The sequence below is a fragment of the Pedobacter sp. HDW13 genome (genome assembly GCF_011303555.1).
Lineage (GTDB): Bacteria > Bacteroidota > Bacteroidia > Sphingobacteriales > Sphingobacteriaceae > Pedobacter.
Map to the genome: position 1 here is coordinate 107,261 of NZ_CP049868.1, position 17,186 is coordinate 124,446.

The 17,186-nt window shown below is 38.7% G+C and carries 12 protein-coding genes; 3 read left to right on the forward strand and 9 right to left on the reverse strand.

What is annotated here, in order from left to right:
• Nucleotides 1-3: 3 nt before the first annotated feature.
• The 4 genes from G7074_RS00470 to G7074_RS00480 all read right to left on the reverse strand — a co-directional run bounded on the left by G7074_RS00470 (nucleotide 4) and on the right by G7074_RS00480 (nucleotide 7,879).
• Nucleotides 4-3,066 carry a SusC/RagA family TonB-linked outer membrane protein gene (locus G7074_RS00470; protein WP_240916427.1) on the reverse strand — a complete coding sequence of 1,021 codons (3,063 nt, stop codon included), beginning with the start codon at nucleotides 3,064-3,066 and terminating at the stop codon, nucleotides 4-6.
• Nucleotides 3,067-3,673: 607 nt separating this feature from the next.
• Nucleotides 3,674-5,782 carry a glycoside hydrolase N-terminal domain-containing protein gene (locus tag G7074_RS00475; protein WP_255456761.1) on the reverse strand — a complete coding sequence of 703 codons (2,109 nt, stop codon included), beginning with the start codon at nucleotides 5,780-5,782 and terminating at the stop codon, nucleotides 3,674-3,676.
• A complete protein-coding gene (locus G7074_RS27460) occupies nucleotides 5,764-6,078 on the reverse strand; it encodes a glycoside hydrolase N-terminal domain-containing protein (RefSeq protein ID WP_255456762.1) in 315 nt (104 codons plus the stop codon). Before G7074_RS27460 ends, G7074_RS00475 begins: the two co-directional genes overlap by 19 nt.
• Nucleotides 6,079-6,352: 274 nt before the next feature.
• Nucleotides 6,353-7,879, reverse strand: a complete 1,527-nt coding sequence (locus G7074_RS00480; protein WP_166206032.1) for a sialate O-acetylesterase — start codon at nucleotides 7,877-7,879, stop codon at nucleotides 6,353-6,355.
• An 800-nt stretch (nucleotides 7,880-8,679) separates the two neighbouring features.
• Between G7074_RS00480 and G7074_RS00485 the strand changes: the two genes are divergently transcribed.
• Entirely contained in the window at nucleotides 8,680-9,018 is a 339-nt protein-coding gene (locus tag G7074_RS00485) for a hypothetical protein (RefSeq protein WP_166206035.1), read from the forward strand.
• 808 nt (nucleotides 9,019-9,826) lie between these two features.
• Here the strand turns inward: G7074_RS00485 and G7074_RS00490 are convergent.
• The 3 genes from G7074_RS00490 to G7074_RS00500 all read right to left on the reverse strand — a co-directional run bounded on the left by G7074_RS00490 (nucleotide 9,827) and on the right by G7074_RS00500 (nucleotide 11,398).
• Complete coding sequence (locus G7074_RS00490; RefSeq protein ID WP_166206038.1) at nucleotides 9,827-10,348, reverse strand: hypothetical protein; 522 nt, start codon at nucleotides 10,346-10,348, stop codon at nucleotides 9,827-9,829.
• Between the two features lie 371 nt (nucleotides 10,349-10,719).
• Nucleotides 10,720-11,115, reverse strand: a complete 396-nt coding sequence (locus G7074_RS00495; protein ID WP_166206040.1) for an FG-GAP repeat protein — start codon at nucleotides 11,113-11,115, stop codon at nucleotides 10,720-10,722.
• 46 nt (nucleotides 11,116-11,161) lie between these two features.
• Entirely contained in the window at nucleotides 11,162-11,398 is a 237-nt protein-coding gene (locus tag G7074_RS00500) for a hypothetical protein (RefSeq protein WP_166206042.1), read from the reverse strand.
• Nucleotides 11,399-11,765: 367 nt separating this feature from the next.
• Between G7074_RS00500 and G7074_RS00505 the strand changes: the two genes are divergently transcribed.
• The gene (locus G7074_RS00505) at nucleotides 11,766-12,404 is read left to right on the forward strand and encodes a response regulator transcription factor (protein ID WP_166206044.1); all 639 of its coding nucleotides are present in this window, start codon (nucleotides 11,766-11,768) and stop codon (nucleotides 12,402-12,404) included.
• Between the two features lie 154 nt (nucleotides 12,405-12,558).
• Nucleotides 12,559-14,424: a sensor histidine kinase gene (locus G7074_RS00510; protein ID WP_166206046.1), complete on the forward strand. Its 1,866-nt coding sequence runs from the start codon at nucleotides 12,559-12,561 to the stop codon at nucleotides 14,422-14,424.
• 568 nt (nucleotides 14,425-14,992) lie between these two features.
• Here G7074_RS00510 and G7074_RS00515 read toward each other — a convergent pair.
• Nucleotides 14,993-16,006 (reverse strand): TlpA disulfide reductase family protein, encoded by a 1,014-nt coding sequence (locus G7074_RS00515; protein ID WP_205944130.1) that lies wholly within the window; start codon nucleotides 16,004-16,006, stop codon nucleotides 14,993-14,995.
• Nucleotides 16,007-16,025: 19 nt separating this feature from the next.
• Complete coding sequence (locus G7074_RS00520) at nucleotides 16,026-17,177, reverse strand: TlpA disulfide reductase family protein (protein WP_166206048.1); 1,152 nt, start codon at nucleotides 17,175-17,177, stop codon at nucleotides 16,026-16,028.
• Nucleotides 17,178-17,186: the final 9 nt, after the last annotated feature.

Sequence of the window (17,186 nt, forward strand, 5' to 3'; positions counted from 1 at the left end):
TTATTATAAACTGATGTTTAAGCCAAAACCGAATTCTCTTCTTTTTGGATATTTCCCTGTATCATCTCCAGGGGTTAAAGGATTAGAAGTACTAAATTCCGGATCATATCCTTTATAGTTTGTCCATGTCAGTAAATTCGTTCCGTACACAAATGCCATTACCCCCTTGAGATAAACTCTTTTTGCCAAAGCCGGATCCATATTATAAGATAGCCTGGTACTGGCAAGCCTGATAAAAGAACGGCTTTCCAAGTAAGCACTATTGCCATTTGCTTTTAAATTCCCGCGGGATGGCCGGTTTGGATAAAATGGATATTTTGCAATATCTCCCTGTTTTTGCCAGGAGTTGTATAGTACATCCGGGTTACCAGGACCAGTATTTGATGGATTGTTTGCATTGTATAACAAGGTATTGTATACCTCTCCACCAATTGATGCATTGAAGAAAACATTCAATGAAAATCTTTTGTAGGTAAAGGTATTACCAAATCCCAGGTTAAACTTAGGCTGTGCATTACCAATTACATGACGGTCTCCATCATCTATTAAGCTATCTCGTTTCACGTTAGCCCATTCGGTATCCCCTCCAACAAATTTTCCTGAAGGATCATACATATTGTGAATGGTACCACTGTAAGGTTGTCCATTGAAGGTATATTGGGGTTTTCCATTTACGTATAAAGGCTTATTGTCTGCTCCCAATACAACGGTCAATTTATCCCAATTGTCATTATAGGCATTTGATTCATTCCATTGATAAACACCTAAGTTTTTCCATCCGTAAAAATCCCCAATTTTTCCACCTTCCTGAACATACCATTTATTACCGGCGATAAATGGAACCCCACCTGCAAGTTCTTTAATGGTACCTCTTTCAAAATAAATGTTTGCATCAACATTCCATGAAAAATTCTTTTTAGCTATCGGTGTAGCCGAAACGGTAAATTCGACCCCTTTATTAACAATAGAGCCTAAATTAACAATAACTGTTGAAAAACCCGTTTCTTTAACCAGCTGCCGCTGATATAGCAGGTCTTTCGATTCTTTTTCATAAAGTTCGCCTGTAAAATTCAATCTTCCCTTAAAGAAGACAAGGTCCAAACCTAAGTTTTTTTGGATTCCGGTTTCCCATTTGATAAGGTTATTCCCGATGGTGGCATTGTAGGATGCCCCACCTACCCCATTATAATTTCCGTCGAACTGTACTTTTGTGATGGCACCATAATCATCGATCTGATCATTACCTACACGGCCATAACTTGCACGGATTTTTGCATCATCAAGAAAAGGCTTAGACCAGTTCATAAATTTTTCTGCAGAAAAACGCCAGGCCATTGAACCAGAATAAAAGGATCCGCGCTTGTTCTCCGGGCCGAACCTTGACGAACCATCATTGCGATACACTGCACTTGCATAGTACCTGCTTTTATAATCGTAGTTTGCCCTTGCAAAAATAGCCTGATTGGTATTTGCAGTACCGGTTGTATAGGATTTTGAAGAAGTAAGGTAAGCCGGTAATGTAACCATAATCTCCTCGCTTGCCGTATTCAGATACTCAAGATGAAATAAATCCTGTGTTCTGCGAATGGCATTTGCCCCTAATGTTGCACTTACATTGTGATCTTTAAATGTTTGGCTGTAGTTAAAATAGGTTTGGGCCTCATACCTGAATTTCTTTTCCAATTCATTTATACCACTATTGGTGTCACGGCCGGCACTTACATATCTCGGCGCAAAAAAGGTATATTGAGGGGTTTCATAAGCTAAATTAAAAAGCGTAGTCCATCTAATGTGCTTGGTAATATCAAAATCCAATTGATTGTTAACCTGTGCAGAAAAAGTTTCCGTTTTGTTCGTTTCATACAATGCATTTGCAACAGGATTTCTTTTTGAGCCGATGTAACTTGTTAATGCACCATCCGGATAATAGATCAAGGAGAATGCGGGTCTGTCAAAAATAACGTTTACGGTTCTGGCGATTGGTATTTCGTTCTTGTTTTGATAATACAAGGAAATGTTGGTTGTGTATTTAAGGGTTGGCAACGCCTGATAAGAGATATTTAGTCTTGTTTGAAGCGATTTGGCAAAACTATTGATTACAATAGACTTATCATCAATGTAGTTTACGCTGGAATAATAATTGAATGTTTTAGATGCCCCTGCCAAACTCGCATTTATCTGATTGCGCTGCCCCGTATTTCCCAACAGTAAATCTTGCAGATCATTATCGGAATTAAAAGAAACGTTTAATGAATCTGTATTTGAGCCAGCAGTTGCTGTGCCTCCGGCTTGTAACCTTCTAAATGCCCGAACTTCCTGAGAATTACTTTGTGGGAGCTTATGTGCCAGTCTACCAAAAAGGTGTGTGTACTGGAGATCAATCCTAGGTTTACCTTCAATACCTTTTTTTGTTGTAATCAAAATTACACCATTTGCTGCCTGAGCACCATATATGGAAGCAGAAGCCGCGTCTTTTAAGACCTCAATGCCTGCAATATCCAGGGGATTGATATTTCTGCCATTGTCCGTAATCACTCCATCAACTACGTATAATGGACCTGCGCCGCCATTTAACGTAGTTACCCCTCTAATCTGAATGGTTCCCTCAGCACCTGGACCGCCATCGGTTGTAACTGTTACCCCAGATGCTTTGCCCTGTAATGCACTCAACAAATCTGTGGGCTGTCTCTCCTGAATATCTTTCGCCGAAACGGATGATACTGCAGAGCTGAGATCACTTCGTTTAACTTTACCACCAAAACCGATTACAACGACTTCATCCAAGGCACTTGAAGTTTCTTCGAGGACGACATTTATCGTTCCTGTTACGGCCTTCTTTTCAACGGTAGTATAACCGATCAGATTAAACTGCAGAATGGCATCAGTAGCTACCGAAATGGCGTATTTCCCTTCATTGTCCGTTGATACTCCCCCGGTCTGATTTTTTACCCTGACTGTTACACCTGGCAGGGCTGACCCGGTACGGTCTTTTACAGTCCCGGAAACCTTTGCCTGTGCAGAAACCTTACCAATGCTAATCAAAGTCAGTAGACATACAATTATCATAGTACTTAGGATAACCGGATGTACGGAAAAATTTTTTGTAAATTTTCTTTTCATATCTATTAACTAAAAGTTATTTGAAAGTGGACTAGATAGAGATTCCCATCTATTGGATGGGCTGCGTTCAACAGATTGTTTGTAAAACGCCAACGGTCCTTGGACCTAGGGTAATTTTGTCTACTCATACGATTTAGTTTTCTATTTGGTTAATGCAATTAAAGGATAAAGCAAGGATTAGTTGGTATAAAAATTGGCGAAACATTCAACTATTTTGGCAAATTCTTAAGTGAGATTTCGAAATATCTTTCTGGTGGATAAAGATTGTGATTACCGCTGCCAGCTATTGGCAGTACGGAAGTCGGCGGTCAAGAGCGGTGTAAATCAAAAATTCCCGGCTGGGTAACCATGACAAAATAGCTTTTCAATAGCCGGATTATAATGCTAAACCCAGCCATTGAAAAGCTTCTTTTTAAAAAAGTCCTAGAACTAGACGGTGTGCCCCGATGGTTGAAGGCTGTAAAGCTGACCTTTAGCACAGCTGTATCCAGTGGTAAACCCATTGGATATGAAAAGACATTGACATGTCTAGGCAGCCTGCTGCAATAATTCTTTATTTATCAACACCAGAAATCAAATAGGTTTTACCTTTTCTAACTTCCAGGCTGTAAAGGTAGGATTGTTTTAGGTTTAGGGGCTGCAGCCCGGTTTTGGCATGATCAAGGTAATCTGTTTGTACTATAGGAGATAAACTACTATTTTTCAGCCCTGCATTGGCATTGCTGATTTTGATTTTATTAAATGTCCTAATGGTACACTTTCCGCTCCTATTCGCCTTAATGGAAGCAGTTTTGAGTTTACCATTTACCCATTGTATCTCTACGCGATAATCTCCCCTTGCCTTAATTCCTGCTATCCTTCCTGAGGGCCATGCATCTGGAAGTGCAGGGAGTAGCACCAGTTCTCCGTAGTGGCTCTGCAATAACATTTCTGTTATGCCTGCGGTTGCGCCGAAGTTACCGTCAATCTGAAAAGGGGGATGTGCATCAAAAAGATTTGGATAGGCACCGCCGCCACTCATCTGTCCTTTAGGAGAGAGCGGATCGATATAATTTAGTGCAGAAAGCAGTACCTGATGAGCATGATTGCCATCCTGAAGGCGAGCCCACCAATTGGTTTTCCATGCCATAGACCAACCGGTACTTACATCACCACGGTGAATTAAGGACTGTTTTGCGGCAGAAGAAAGTGCCGGGTTCTGGTAAACATTGATCTGACTGGCAGGATAAAGACCATAGAGTTGTGAAATATGTCTATGCTGATCATTAGGGTCATCCCAATCCTGAAACCATTCCTGTAGTTGCCCATATTGACCGATTTGGTAAGGATATAAGCTTGCTTTGGCTTGTTGGAGCCGCTCCACAAAGTCACTATCTTTCTTTAGAACTTTTGCTGCTTGTATGCACTGCTCAAAAAGTTCGCGGATAATGGACATATCCATGGTAGAGGCAATGCTCAATTGATATTCTTTACCGTTGATCTTCGCTGTATTTTCCGGGGAAGTAGATGGATTGGTAACCAAATAGCCCGTTTTAGCATCTTTAACTAACCATTCCAACATAAATTCGGCAGCACCTTTCATTAAGGGATATCCCGTCTTTTCCAAAAAAAGTGTATCATTGGTATACAGGTAATGTTCAAACAGATGGGTACTGAGCCAGCCCCCTGCCATTGGCCAGCAGGTCTTTCTGGGCATTTCCCGCTCATCCTTATCAAAAGCGCCGACCGGCGAGGTTTTAGCCCAGATGTCCGAATTGTGATGTGCCACCCAGCCTTTACCGATATCGTAGTTTATTTTGGCTGTTAACGCCCCATTGACCGAAAGGTTTTTGATCAGCTTAAACAAAGGCTGGTGGCATTCGGAAAGATTCGTGTTTTCAGCCAGCCAATAGTTCATTTCAGTATTTATATTTGTAGTATAGTTACTACCCCATGGAGGTTGCACCAGATCATTCCATAGTCCCTGCAGGTTTGTCGCCTGTCCTCCTTCCCTCGAACTGGAGATTAACAGGTATCGCCCATATTGATAATAGAGCGCCAGTAAATTCTGATCAGTAAGCTGGTTATTTTTAAACCGCCGCAAGCGTTCGTTGGTAGGCAATTGATCTAATTTTGGATTTTGGCCACCAAGCTCAAATTTTACCCTGTTAAAAAGGTGCTGGTAATCTTTCAGGTGATTCTTATAGATCAGGATATCTCCTTTTTTAACGGCTTTCTCCATACAGGCAATTGTTTGTATAGCAGTCTTTTTCCCTTCCAGGCCTGGAGACTTATTAAATCCATTAAAGCTTGTTGCACCAGTCAGATAGATGGCCACAGAGGTTGCCTTTGTTACGATTAAATTTGAATCTGTAGTTTTTACTATTCCGCCAACATTTACCGCTTTTACGCGAATCTGAAAGTCCATTCCTTCTTTTTCATCGTAAACAACCTGTTGCGGAAAATAATCCCTGGCAGCGACATACTTCGGGGCTTTACCGTTTAGAACGAGTTGTTGCTGGTCAGAACGTGAAACGTTAAATTTCAGTCTACTGGTCAAACCAGCACTAAAACTAATCGAATTTGCCTTACTGGCTGTTAATTTCACCACCAGGACCTGATCGGGATAGCTTATATAGGTTTGCCTGGTATAGTTGACACCCTTTACGGTATACCTGACCAAAGAGACCGCTGTGGCAAGATCAAGCTCCCTATGATAATTGGTGAAGGGGTATTGTTATGATCAAATTCAAGAAATAGGTCACCCATGGGAAGGTACCTTGCCGAGTAAGGTCCCTGCATTTTGCTCCAGAGCGCCGTTGCCAACAAATAATCTCCTTCCGACATCGCTTTTCTAACCTGAGGGAGCAGGGCCGGTCCTTCTGGATTGTTTCCTGCATCGGGGTACCCTGACCAGAGGGTACTTTCATTTAACTGTAAACGTTCCCGATGTACATTTCCGAATACCATGGCCCCCATTTTCCCGTTCCCTAATGGCAGTGCCTCCTCCCAAACTCCCGCTGGCTGATTGTAGCATAGTTTTAAAGGGGCGAAATTGTTTTCTGGGCACTGCTAGCTAAAGTTCCAAAACATATCAGGCACAAGGCCAGTTTAAAGGTTAAAAAAGTTCTTTTTTTACTTGTCGTCATCATTTGAGGTTTTAATATAACAACTTATTTAGCTACAGGATATATTTTTGCACCGAAACGGACTGCTGATTTTCTGCAATATCATTTTTGAACTATCTAAAGGATCAGAGGACATTTTTATTTAATAGCTGCTTTTGCAGTCCGGAATCCGTTCTAAACGGCGAAGCAGGCAAACCAGCGGCATTGAAAAGATTAGGCCTGCAATAATTTTCCCAGGCAAATCGGACTGCTACCGGTTTTTTGATAAGCTTGCTGAAAACCCAGATTTCATCCCCTTTAATCACGGCCTCAGCGGGAAGGAAAGAATGGTTACTACCTGCAATAGTAAATGCGGCAAGTTTATCGGAGTCCTTAACCACGAGCCCTTCAGCATATTTAAAACGCAGGATGATGGTATCGGCATTGATTTTCATTGACCGGTATATTGGACCTGAAAAATTTGGTCCCGACAGATGATAAGTTTTGGACAGGGCAGCAAGTCCAAGTCTTCTACCTGGCACCTCTTTATTCCTGGGATGAATATCCAATGAATCACTCACATCGGTAATCACCGCCATTGCGGTTCTTGGTACGGAGCGTAAGGTGAGCAGTTGGGCCTCCCTTATTTCCGGAAGCTGTTTATAGTGCATGGCAATCTGAACAAAATAAAAAGGGAATTTGGATTTGCGGTCCTTTCTCCACGAACGGATCAACTCAGGAAATAATTTCCTGTACTGATAGGCCCTGTTGGTATTGGCTTCTCCCTGGTACCAGATTACGCCCTTGATGGTGAAAGGTATAAGTGGTGCAATCATGCCATTGTAAAGCTTCGTTGCCGATTTTTGACTCTGAGCAGGCTCTATCGGCTTTTTCGGTACTGCAATAGCTGTATCTGCCTGCCGTTTCCACTGTGTTAATGTCTTCTCATAGACCTCCAATTTATTTTTATACTGATCTACTTCTTTGTTATAATCAGTTAAAATAGCTGAAAGATCAGCATTATTTTCCAATGTTTGCTTTTTGACCCATGATTCGGCCGGTGTGGCTCCCCATGAAGAATGGATCAAACCGATTGGACAGTTCAATTTTTTGGTCAATGTGACCGCAAAATAATAGGCAACTGCGGAAAAATTACCTGCTGTTGCCGGATTACAACTTTCCCAGTTTCCTGTTACGTTTTTCTGCGGGCTTTGCGCTACGGTTTGGGTTACTGTAAACATCCTGATCTGGGGGTAATTGGCTTTGATGATTTCGTTTTCATAATCTAAGACCCCAGTTTTCCATGCTGTCTTTTTTTGTAGCGGAAATTCCATGTTTGACTGACCGGAGCAAAGCCAGACTTCTCCTATAAGCACATTTTTGATTTCCAACTGATTTTTTCCATTGATAGTTAATCGGTAAGGTCCACCAGCCTTAGGTGTTTTAAGCAAAACCAGCCATTCTCCTTTACTATCCGCTTTGACCCTGAGTTGTCTATGGTCCCAGCTACCATTAACGTGCACAATTTCTCCTGGATCAGCCCAGCCCCATATCGATACGGCTTTTTGTTGTTGAAGCACCATTTGATCGGCAATTATAGCAGGTAGTTTAACATTTGCGTGAACGATGACAGGCAACAAAAACAAGAGCGGGATTAAAGAGTTGGTTTTCATAATGGTTAAACTTGATTAAGATCTTTATATTCACTAATATATTATCCAACAGGCAGACAGCGCTATCAATTGTAATCTAAGGACCAAATGTTCAGGGCGGAGGATCATTTGCTTTGTGGTTCCTACGGCTATTGTCCATCTGACTGCCCAAAAGCGCTTCTTTGTCTTAAACGGGTTTGGGTATTCGTCTTAAAGGTTATTAAATCCAATAGATCGGTTACTATATTATTTAATTTGCAACTAAGTGATAATCCTTTGAGATTTACTCTCCTGAATTACCCATTTAGTCAACAAAATTGACATTGGGGATATTTTCTTCACGCATTGGATTACCTGTCCAGGCTTCCTTTCCCATCCTACAGCAAAAGGGTATAGTCGTGGCTAAAACTAAGCCAATAATGTTTAATATCCTGCATATATGATTGACTAATGAGCATCTATTTAATCCTAATTTGTACTAGCCATTTATAATTAAGATTGGCTTGAAACCCAATTCTGCTAAAGCGGGTTATGAGATTGTATTCGTTTTTTCCAATAATCGTTTTCCTGTTTTACCAGAGTGAAATGAAGGCCGCAACGAAACGGGTGTTTCCTCAAAAATGCAGGAACAGCATTAAACTGGACATTAAGGTTTACTCTTTTGCAGCCTTTCGTAAAGCAAGAACAGGGTTGAATGAATTACAGGCAGAGGGTGGCCAAACAAGAGAGCGAATCATACACCTTCGTGTGTTTTAAGACCAATAGCAGCAAGGGTGATAATCCCACTAATTAAAAAATAAGACATAAACATTTTTTCTACAATGACTAAAATGCTGAATTTAATCCGGATTACTACATTTACTACGATGCCAAATGGCCGAAAGCTGCAACGCGGCGACAAGATCAGATTTGAGTACTGTATCAAAAACATTAGTGATGCCGTCATCAGCAATATCTGTATCAACAATGAGTGGGATGGATCACAGGTTGAAGGAATAACCATCGATCCAGGATATTGCCAAACAATAACCGTGACCTATTTCCTGACCAAAGAGGATGAACAAACAGGGATCATTCGAAACACTTCAATTGTTTCCGGCAGAACCCCGACAGGAGAAATTATTACAGAAACCTTAACAGGACTGAATATCATTAATTAAGTCCTTGCAAGGGAGCGAGAAATTCCTTTAACATTGTGATCAATAGAGCCAGCATCGAGTTTTACATTCCTTATCCACTTATTGCCGATATTGACTTTGGAAGTTAACATAAATAAGGCCGCCAAACCAAAGGCGGCCTTCCAAACTAACCACAATCAACTAACCCAACCTGTATTTTGGATTAAATTAAAGTTTCTTTCTATTTATATCGCCAGGGCCTGGCTTTGCATATAATTTTTCTTTCAAGCTAACAGGTATAAACACTCATCCCCTATCCACTTCACTTCATTATCCTTACCACCTAGCCCTCATCCCACATCGGGCATATCCATCAAGGTAAAATCTATTGGTCTGTAATACTTTCCCGTGGGCATCGCCTTAGTAAATACAATTCCTGTATAAACAACACTCAGGTTTTTCAACATTACGTTCCAAAATTATGGCTTTAATCGTTATCAAGGGATAAAATCCTAAATAAATAGGTGTAAAAATCTTAATTAAAATTTAAGACATGGCTACTCCACAGCAAACGACTGGGCGCATCAGACTAGTCTTATAATAAGAAGGCTTTAAGATATGTCCGGTCAGGGCTACGAAGCGGATTATTTCAATCATATAATGAACTCAGTCCGCATGTTATTATCTTGGACTACCATAAAAGAACCGTTGCTAGCTGTAGAGAAATCTATTTTAAGAGACCATCATTCAAAATTAATAGCTCAACCTTTTGGCTACCAAACAGGTATGCGTAGTTTATCGATTAATCCAGCCTAAGTTTTTTTTTGCGCTAAAAGACAAATTTACAGAATCATTTCTCCGTATTAAGTTTAAAATAATTGTCCCACTTATTTTGTCCCACGTTGTCAAAACCATAGTTTGATTCAACATCATATTTTCTATTTTCCAAAGTCATTTGCATTAGAATTGAATCAAATATCTTTTTCATTTCTACGGTGAAATCCTTCTTATAGTAAACATGCTTTTGAAGAGTATGCTGCAATTTATTAGCATAAATAAATCCAATATCAGCATGCCCTTGTTCATGATTTAACAACCTCAAATTTTTATACTTAGTATTGAAATCAAAGTAAGATTCTGCTGTATCTAAAAAAAGCCTAACATCAAAGTCTAATTTAATTCTATTCTTAACAACCCCTCTTACCCTATAGTAGTAATTGAGATGATACCAAGTTTTAGCATCAAACTTAGCGCTTAATGGTTTATCATTTTTAAACGCATCCCAGGTTAAATGTATCTGTTTAACCTTATTTTGTCCATATGATGTCTTACAAACAAATAGAGTTAAGAACAGTAAAATAAAATTTCTCAAATGACAAATAGTTAAAGTTAACTTTTGGTTAATTTCTCCCCCCTTTCAACCACAATTAAAGCTGTAGAGCCAGTTGATCCGGCATCAACAAAGGAGTTCAAAATCGAAAAAAATTGTTTTGACAAATGCTGAATTAAAAGATGTAATTATTTTCTGCATTATGCCTGGGCAAAACAACAGAAGCACCTTCTATATTTGTTGTAAGTCGACTATTTTATTAAATTATCTAAAAGCTCGCTCTTGAACTTTCCGAGTTCAATATTACAGAATTTATTTAAGATCAATTTCGATGAGAAATTTTTGTCAAGCCACGCATCTAACCTTTTCATTTTTTCTTCGGTGTTGAAGTATTTTTTTCCATAGCCAATGCACTATGCACTATGCAAAATGAGCTCTTCCTTTTTGTGCTCGATCTTATACCTGCTCAATTCACGTGACAACAGTTTAACAACATTTCTTTTTAATTCTTCTTGTCTGGTATTACATGTATTGGTATTATACCATCGATAAGACAGGTGGTATGATGGTAAATTTGCGAGTTTGGTTATTTGTGCAAATCTGCACCAAAGGTCGTAATCATCTGTATAAATATAGCCTTGCCTGTACTTTAGCCGTTTCGCCAATTCTGTGTGCATAGTAACCGATGGATGTGCAAATTGATTTCTAAACCGTAAGCCCAATTGTATTAAATCATTTGACTCAAAAGTTTCAGCCAAACATACAATATCATCGTAGCCATCGCCATTAATATCTCCGACTCTGATCATCTCAATACTATATTTATTCAAGTCCTCATCTATGTAGAGTAAAGACCTACAAAGGTGATTTCAAATGTACCTCTCCTATTGTATCCAATAATGGCCTTATACCATAATGCTCTCTTATTGTATCTAATAGTTCGGTCATACCATAGTATTCGATAGCGGTAATAATATCAATACGGGTTAGCAAATCTTCCGTTTCTACCCCTTCAATATCAACATCTAAATGATTTGCTTGCGAGGCTGGAGTAATATTGACAATTTTGGCATTTTTTATAATCAAACGCATTTTATAAAAAAATTAAGTCTTTTTTTTCATAAAGGTAATACTGCATCAATACAGTAACATATATATTCTATCATTATAGCAACATTATGCTATAACATCCCATTTTATAACAATAATTTGCTATACAACTTAAGAGAATAATCTTATGGAAATTCCAGATCACAAAAAACCTAAATACTCAACGGCTTTGATATAAAGATCAAAAGATGCATTTCATTAGCCGGACACCTATTTAACTTCCACCTAAACTTATCAGATAATGAAATATCCGTAACAGCATTAAGCGGCTTTTTATATGTACTTACTAAGTATTCATGTATATTTAGTACAAATGTAACCCTATACTTTTACTACTTTGGACGAATTTATGGAGAAAACCAACGCGATTGCTATTGTCTTTGATGACCACCTTCTGTTTGCTGATTCTTTTTCGGCGCTAATAGAACGATTGGGATTTTTTAGTACCGTTAACAACCTTAATGATAAAAAAGAACTAACACATTTTCTGATAAAACGTTCGGATATTGATGTACCCATTTATTTGTTTTTGGATTATTATCTGAAAAATGAAAATTGCCTTACGCTCATCAATGAGATAAAACGTTTGAACAAACGGGTTATTATTATTGTAATAAGTTCAACTATAAGTCCAACAACGGTAACCAATATCCTTGACTATAAGCCGCAGGGATTTGTTTCCAAATCATCAGGGTTTAATACGATACTCCAATGTATGACCACTATCGCTTGTGGTAACCAATATATTTGCCCGGTAATTAGCGAAATTGTTGGGAATATCCGGTATATGAGAAAAGTACCTTTTACAGAGCGGGAACTAGAAATTTTACAATATTTTGCGCATGGATCATCTATTGCACAAACCGCAGAGAAAGTGCATCTTAGCAAACACACCATTGTAGCACATCGACGCAATATGATGTCAAAGGTAAATGTCAATTCCATTACGGAGTTATTGTCGTATGCTCGCGAACGGGAATTAATCTAACCATCACCTGAAAAAGATATAATTAAATACCTGATTAAAAATCAGATTTTGCTTTTTTTCAATCAAGTACAACCCCTAACTACACCTTGCTTCCTTGTAATCATTCAAAGAAAAAACGGTTACTATCAACTACTCAGGCAAAAAAAAGTAAAACTTGCGCAAAAAACACACCATGCAGATATTTGTTTTCACCTCGATCATGCAACGGATAAAACCTGCATATTGCTTACTCATAGGCCTATTGTTTTGCCTTTGTAATAACATTGCCAAAGGCCAGATTCAGCCAATTGAGCGAGAAGTACAAGGACTAGCTTTCATCAAGGATAGTGTTAAGATGGTTAACAGTTTAAACCAACTAGGAACACTTTACCGTAGCAGAAACGTTGACAGCTGTTTTTACTATGGAGTAAAGGCCAAGCGTATGGCAACTAATTTACATTACCAGAAAGGGCAAACAGATGCAGACCAATTGATTGCCTATGTTTTTTTTAAACGAGGATTATATGCAGAATCACTAAGATTATTAGGTAAAACATTACCACATTATCAAGCACTCGATGATACCGAAAAAATTATTAGGGTGTATTTAGATATGGTCGAAGTTCTGAATAAGGGTATTTCCGATAGGCAAAAAATTAAATCGCTTTTGCAAAAGGCCATCCAAACTGGGAAAAAGCTAGAGAAGGATAGCATTATGACTGAGGTATATATGAGCTATTGTAACCTGAATTCTAAACTTTCTACAGATAGTATCGATTACTATTTAAACAAATCCAGAGAAATTGCACGTAAGTATAAAGATGATCGAATGCTAATTTACATTCGGCTATGGGAGGCGCGCTTATTGATTTTAAATAAAAAAAAGCAGGTAGCACTACCGCTTATAAAGCAATTAATATCAGATTCAAGGCGTATTAACAACCCAACTTTAGAAATCAATTCGCTCTTTTTAATGACAGGATATTACGACGACCAGCCTAAAATAGCACTTGATTATTTTTATCAGGCTTACAAGGTGGCACAAAAAAGTGGAAACAGATCTATAGAAATCTATGTCTTAAATAATGCTTTAGAAGTTGCAAATCAATTAGGAGACAAAGACGAGATCATCAATGTTCATCTCGATTTGGAAAAGGCAATGTCAGCAGACTGGGAAAGATCTAAAAAATTCATCAGTGATTATGTACGGTATAATGCCATAGAGGACGACAACAAACTATTAAATGCTAAAAATGCACGACGAGCTTTGTGGTTGCTGATTGTCTCCTCTTGCGCAGCCATCATTGTGCTTATCATCTATCTAATCATGCTCCGCAAGGATAAGAAATCGAAAGCTCAGGTAGATGCGCTTAACAACGCTGCAAATATGCAAATTATCGCTATGGAGGAAGCTAAACACCAGGCCGTTAGGGAAGAACAACAGCGGCTTGGACAAGACCTTCATGATGGTCTTGCCTCTTCTATTGCTGCTATCAGGCACCAATTAGAGGTATTATTGATGGATACGCATGACATTGCTTTAAAAAATAAGTTGGGTGTACTCTTGAGGGAAACAGAAAATGCCTACAAAGCAGCCCGAAACAAAAGCCACGAATGGTTCAGTTCTACTAACGACCAACAAGAACAACTTTTTGAAGAACAAATTAAACTACTTACAGATAATTTCTTGCCCGAAAGTCGCTACAATAAGGATATTCATATTGACGGTAGTTCATTAATAGGCGTTGATTTGGATACACGAATTGCATTACTACGTATCATTCAAGAGGCGATCACCAATATTATCAAACATGCCAGGGCTAACCATGTAGGAATCTTAATTTATGAGGAAGAAGGTAATCTCATTTTAACGATCAATGATGACGGGATAGGGTTAAATGAAAAAAAATCCAGCAATGAAAAATCAACTATAGGCTTGCAATCCATCCGTCGCCGGGTTCAATCCTTAAATGGTGAAACTAAAATACATTCAGATTCGAAAGGCACTGAAATAATCGTGTCTATCCCATTAGTATTATGATAATGCCGTACTGAGCTTATTTCTATTGGTTACTGCTAATTTAGGCTAAGTAATACTCAAGTACCAGTTCTTTTGCAAATAGCGTAAGGTGACGAACAAATAAAAATATTGAAATCAGAAAAAGGATCTTTGAAACTTTTCTACAGAAGTAATGAATGTCGATTTAAAAATTAATTCATTTATTATAAAATGCATTTGACTATAAAAAATGCTAAGCTTGTACATGTTGATCAATCAGTTTTTACCAATAAACAGTTTGTCGCTTTTTAATGCCAGAAATTAAAAAAGATTAGGGATGTCCATATTACCATAAATGGAATTATCCCGAAGTTGGCCTTATGTTTTCATCCTAAGTATCACTTCGGGGATAATTCCAGTACAAAAAATGAGAACCTCCTCTTGCTGAAAAATTTTTAACCAGAATTAGCTCAATGACCGTAGCCCAAAATCATCAGATGGTTGACGAACAACCAAAAGACTTAACAGCCTAAAACAAATTTTATTAATCAATGTATAAAGATCTCCTCGAGTTTCTTGATCAATGCTTCCCCTCTCAAATCCTTGGCGATTATTTTTCCTTCCGGATCGACCAACAGTGAACTGGGTATCCCATAACTCCATAATAGGCTGCAATTTCATTTTTGCTACCCTTCAAATCGGAAAGTTGTGTCCAGGGAATATTATCTTCTTCTATTGCCTTTTTCCACTTTTCCTCATTATCGTCAAGCGAAATGCCCACTATAGTGAATTTTTTGTCTTTATATTTATTATAGGCTTTTAATACGTTTGGATTTTCTGCCCTGCAGGGTCCACACCAACTTGCCCAAAAATCAATGAATACATATTTACCCTTGAACTCAGAAAATGTAACCTGTTTCCCGGTATTGTCGCTCTGGGTAAAATTCAATACAGGACTGCCGATTTCACTGCGTTTGAGTATAGCTAACCGCTTGGATAAACGCTGGCCTTCCTGGCTAGCTTTTATATCCTCTCCTAACTGACTGTATACCTTTAGTATATCTTTGTATTCACCCAATGTCGCCAAATCTGTTACCAGGGTTAAACTAAATGCACTTTGGGGATGTGCTGTTATATAACTGTCGGCGATAGCTTGCCTTTGCATATTCAACTCCTGAATCCTTTGTTCCAATGCCAATTGTTCCTGCTTATCCACGTTGCCATATTTTTCAAATAAGCGCTTTGCCTGAGATAATATTGGTTCAAGCAATTTATTATAAGCTTCTGCTTCATCCTGGATTTTTGAGCCTTCGAGCCGGATATTGCTTAGTGAATCGATATGGCCATCAAGCTGCATATTTCCGGGTTCTACATAAACCCAAACTTTCCTTTTTGGAAAAGTGATCATAATTCTCTGGGCTTCGCTGACATTCCCCTTCCAGGTAAATTGATCAGCTTCCGCTTTAAGCTTGCTGATTTTAGCTTCTTTACCTTCATAATAGCTAATACTCAAATCGGCATCCCGTAAACCCCTAATGTTACCTTTTAGTTGCGCTGTTTGTCCATAGGCGATACTGACAAAACCGAATAGCCCTACGATGGCCAGAATTTTATTTATTTTCATAACAATACTCGTTTAATGGTTAATTAAATATTTCAGCTAGTTTTTTATCCATTGCCCCATCATCCTCTCCATTACCACCATAACGGCCGATGATCATTCCATTTTTATCGATCAGTATTTTGGTAGGCAAACTATGGATACCGTAACCAGATGAAATGTCATCAGATGTATCATAACCACTGGGTGTTCTTTTGAGTCCTCTTAAAACATGTCTCCAAACGGCAATATTATCCTGAGCAACAGCTTTCTTCCAGGCCTCTGGGCTTCCATCGTCATCAGATACCCCAATAATTTCCAAACCTTTTGTTTGATATTTATTATAGAGGCTAAGTAAGTGCGGATTTCCCTTCCTGCAAGGCACGCACCACGAAGCCCAGAAATCTACAAGAACATATTTTTTCCCTTTAAAATCTGCAAGGCTCAACTGCTCACCATTAATATCGCTTTTGGCAAATACTTTAGCCATACTTCCAGGTGAACCACTTTCGAGTTCAAGAATTTCCCGGTATATCTCTTTCCCAGATTTGCTTTCCTTGATCTTTTCCGTCCATTTATTGTAAATAGCTTTAGCCTGCAAAACTGGAAATGCATTCATTTTAAAACGCATGAGGTATGGTGAAAGGTAAGAATCAGGATGCGAACTGATAAATGCCTGGTCTATTTTATCCATCCGGGCATTAAAAGGTTCAAATTGCTCTCGTATCGCCGCCGCCTTTTCATGGTCTTTTTCTTTTTTGTACGCAGCAAGTACAGGTTCCATCTCTTTCTTTATAAATGCCTTTTGCTGGTTCAAGGCTTCATATTCATCATTACTGACAGAACCTTTTAAAACCATTTGCTTAAAAGCACCATGGCTAATGGTCATCTCCATTGTAGCCGGTGTAATAAAAGCACTTGCTATATTGGGATCATCGATGCTGTTAATATTTTTAGAAGCGGCAAAACTCGCTATAACAGGTTCTGTTAATTTGCCTTTAAACAGAAAGTATCCATTGTGGATGGCAGCACTATCTATTTTGTAAGCTTCACCTACTGGATAAAAGAGGTAGATGTAGCCTGTTTTTTTATTGATGATTTTTCCCTTGATACTGAAATCCAAAGGTTTGCTTTCCTGGGCAAAGCCAGGCAAACTTAAGAATGCTGCCAGGCCATATAATAATAACTTCTTCATATCTTAGCT

Excerpts from the sequence above, each read along its gene's own strand:
- G7074_RS00495 (WP_166206040.1), bottom strand. The coding sequence starts at position 11,115 with ATGATCAGAGTCGGAGATATTAATGGCGATGGCTACGATGATATTGTA.
- G7074_RS00505 (WP_166206044.1), top strand. The coding sequence starts at position 11,766 with ATGGAGAAAACCAACGCGATTGCTATTGTCTTTGATGACCACCTTCTG.
- G7074_RS27460 (WP_255456762.1), bottom strand. The coding sequence starts at position 6,078 with ATGGGGGCCATGGTATTCGGAAATGTACATCGGGAACGTTTACAGTTA.
- G7074_RS00500 (WP_166206042.1), bottom strand. The coding sequence starts at position 11,398 with ATGCGTTTGATTATAAAAAATGCCAAAATTGTCAATATTACTCCAGCC.
- G7074_RS00485 (WP_166206035.1), top strand. The coding sequence starts at position 8,680 with ATGACTAAAATGCTGAATTTAATCCGGATTACTACATTTACTACGATG.
- G7074_RS00515 (WP_205944130.1), bottom strand. The coding sequence starts at position 16,006 with ATGAAAATAAATAAAATTCTGGCCATCGTAGGGCTATTCGGTTTTGTC.
- G7074_RS00480 (WP_166206032.1), bottom strand. The coding sequence starts at position 7,879 with ATGAAAACCAACTCTTTAATCCCGCTCTTGTTTTTGTTGCCTGTCATC.
- G7074_RS00520 (WP_166206048.1), bottom strand. The coding sequence starts at position 17,177 with ATGAAGAAGTTATTATTATATGGCCTGGCAGCATTCTTAAGTTTGCCT.
- G7074_RS00470 (WP_240916427.1), bottom strand. The coding sequence starts at position 3,066 with ATGATAATTGTATGTCTACTGACTTTGATTAGCATTGGTAAGGTTTCT.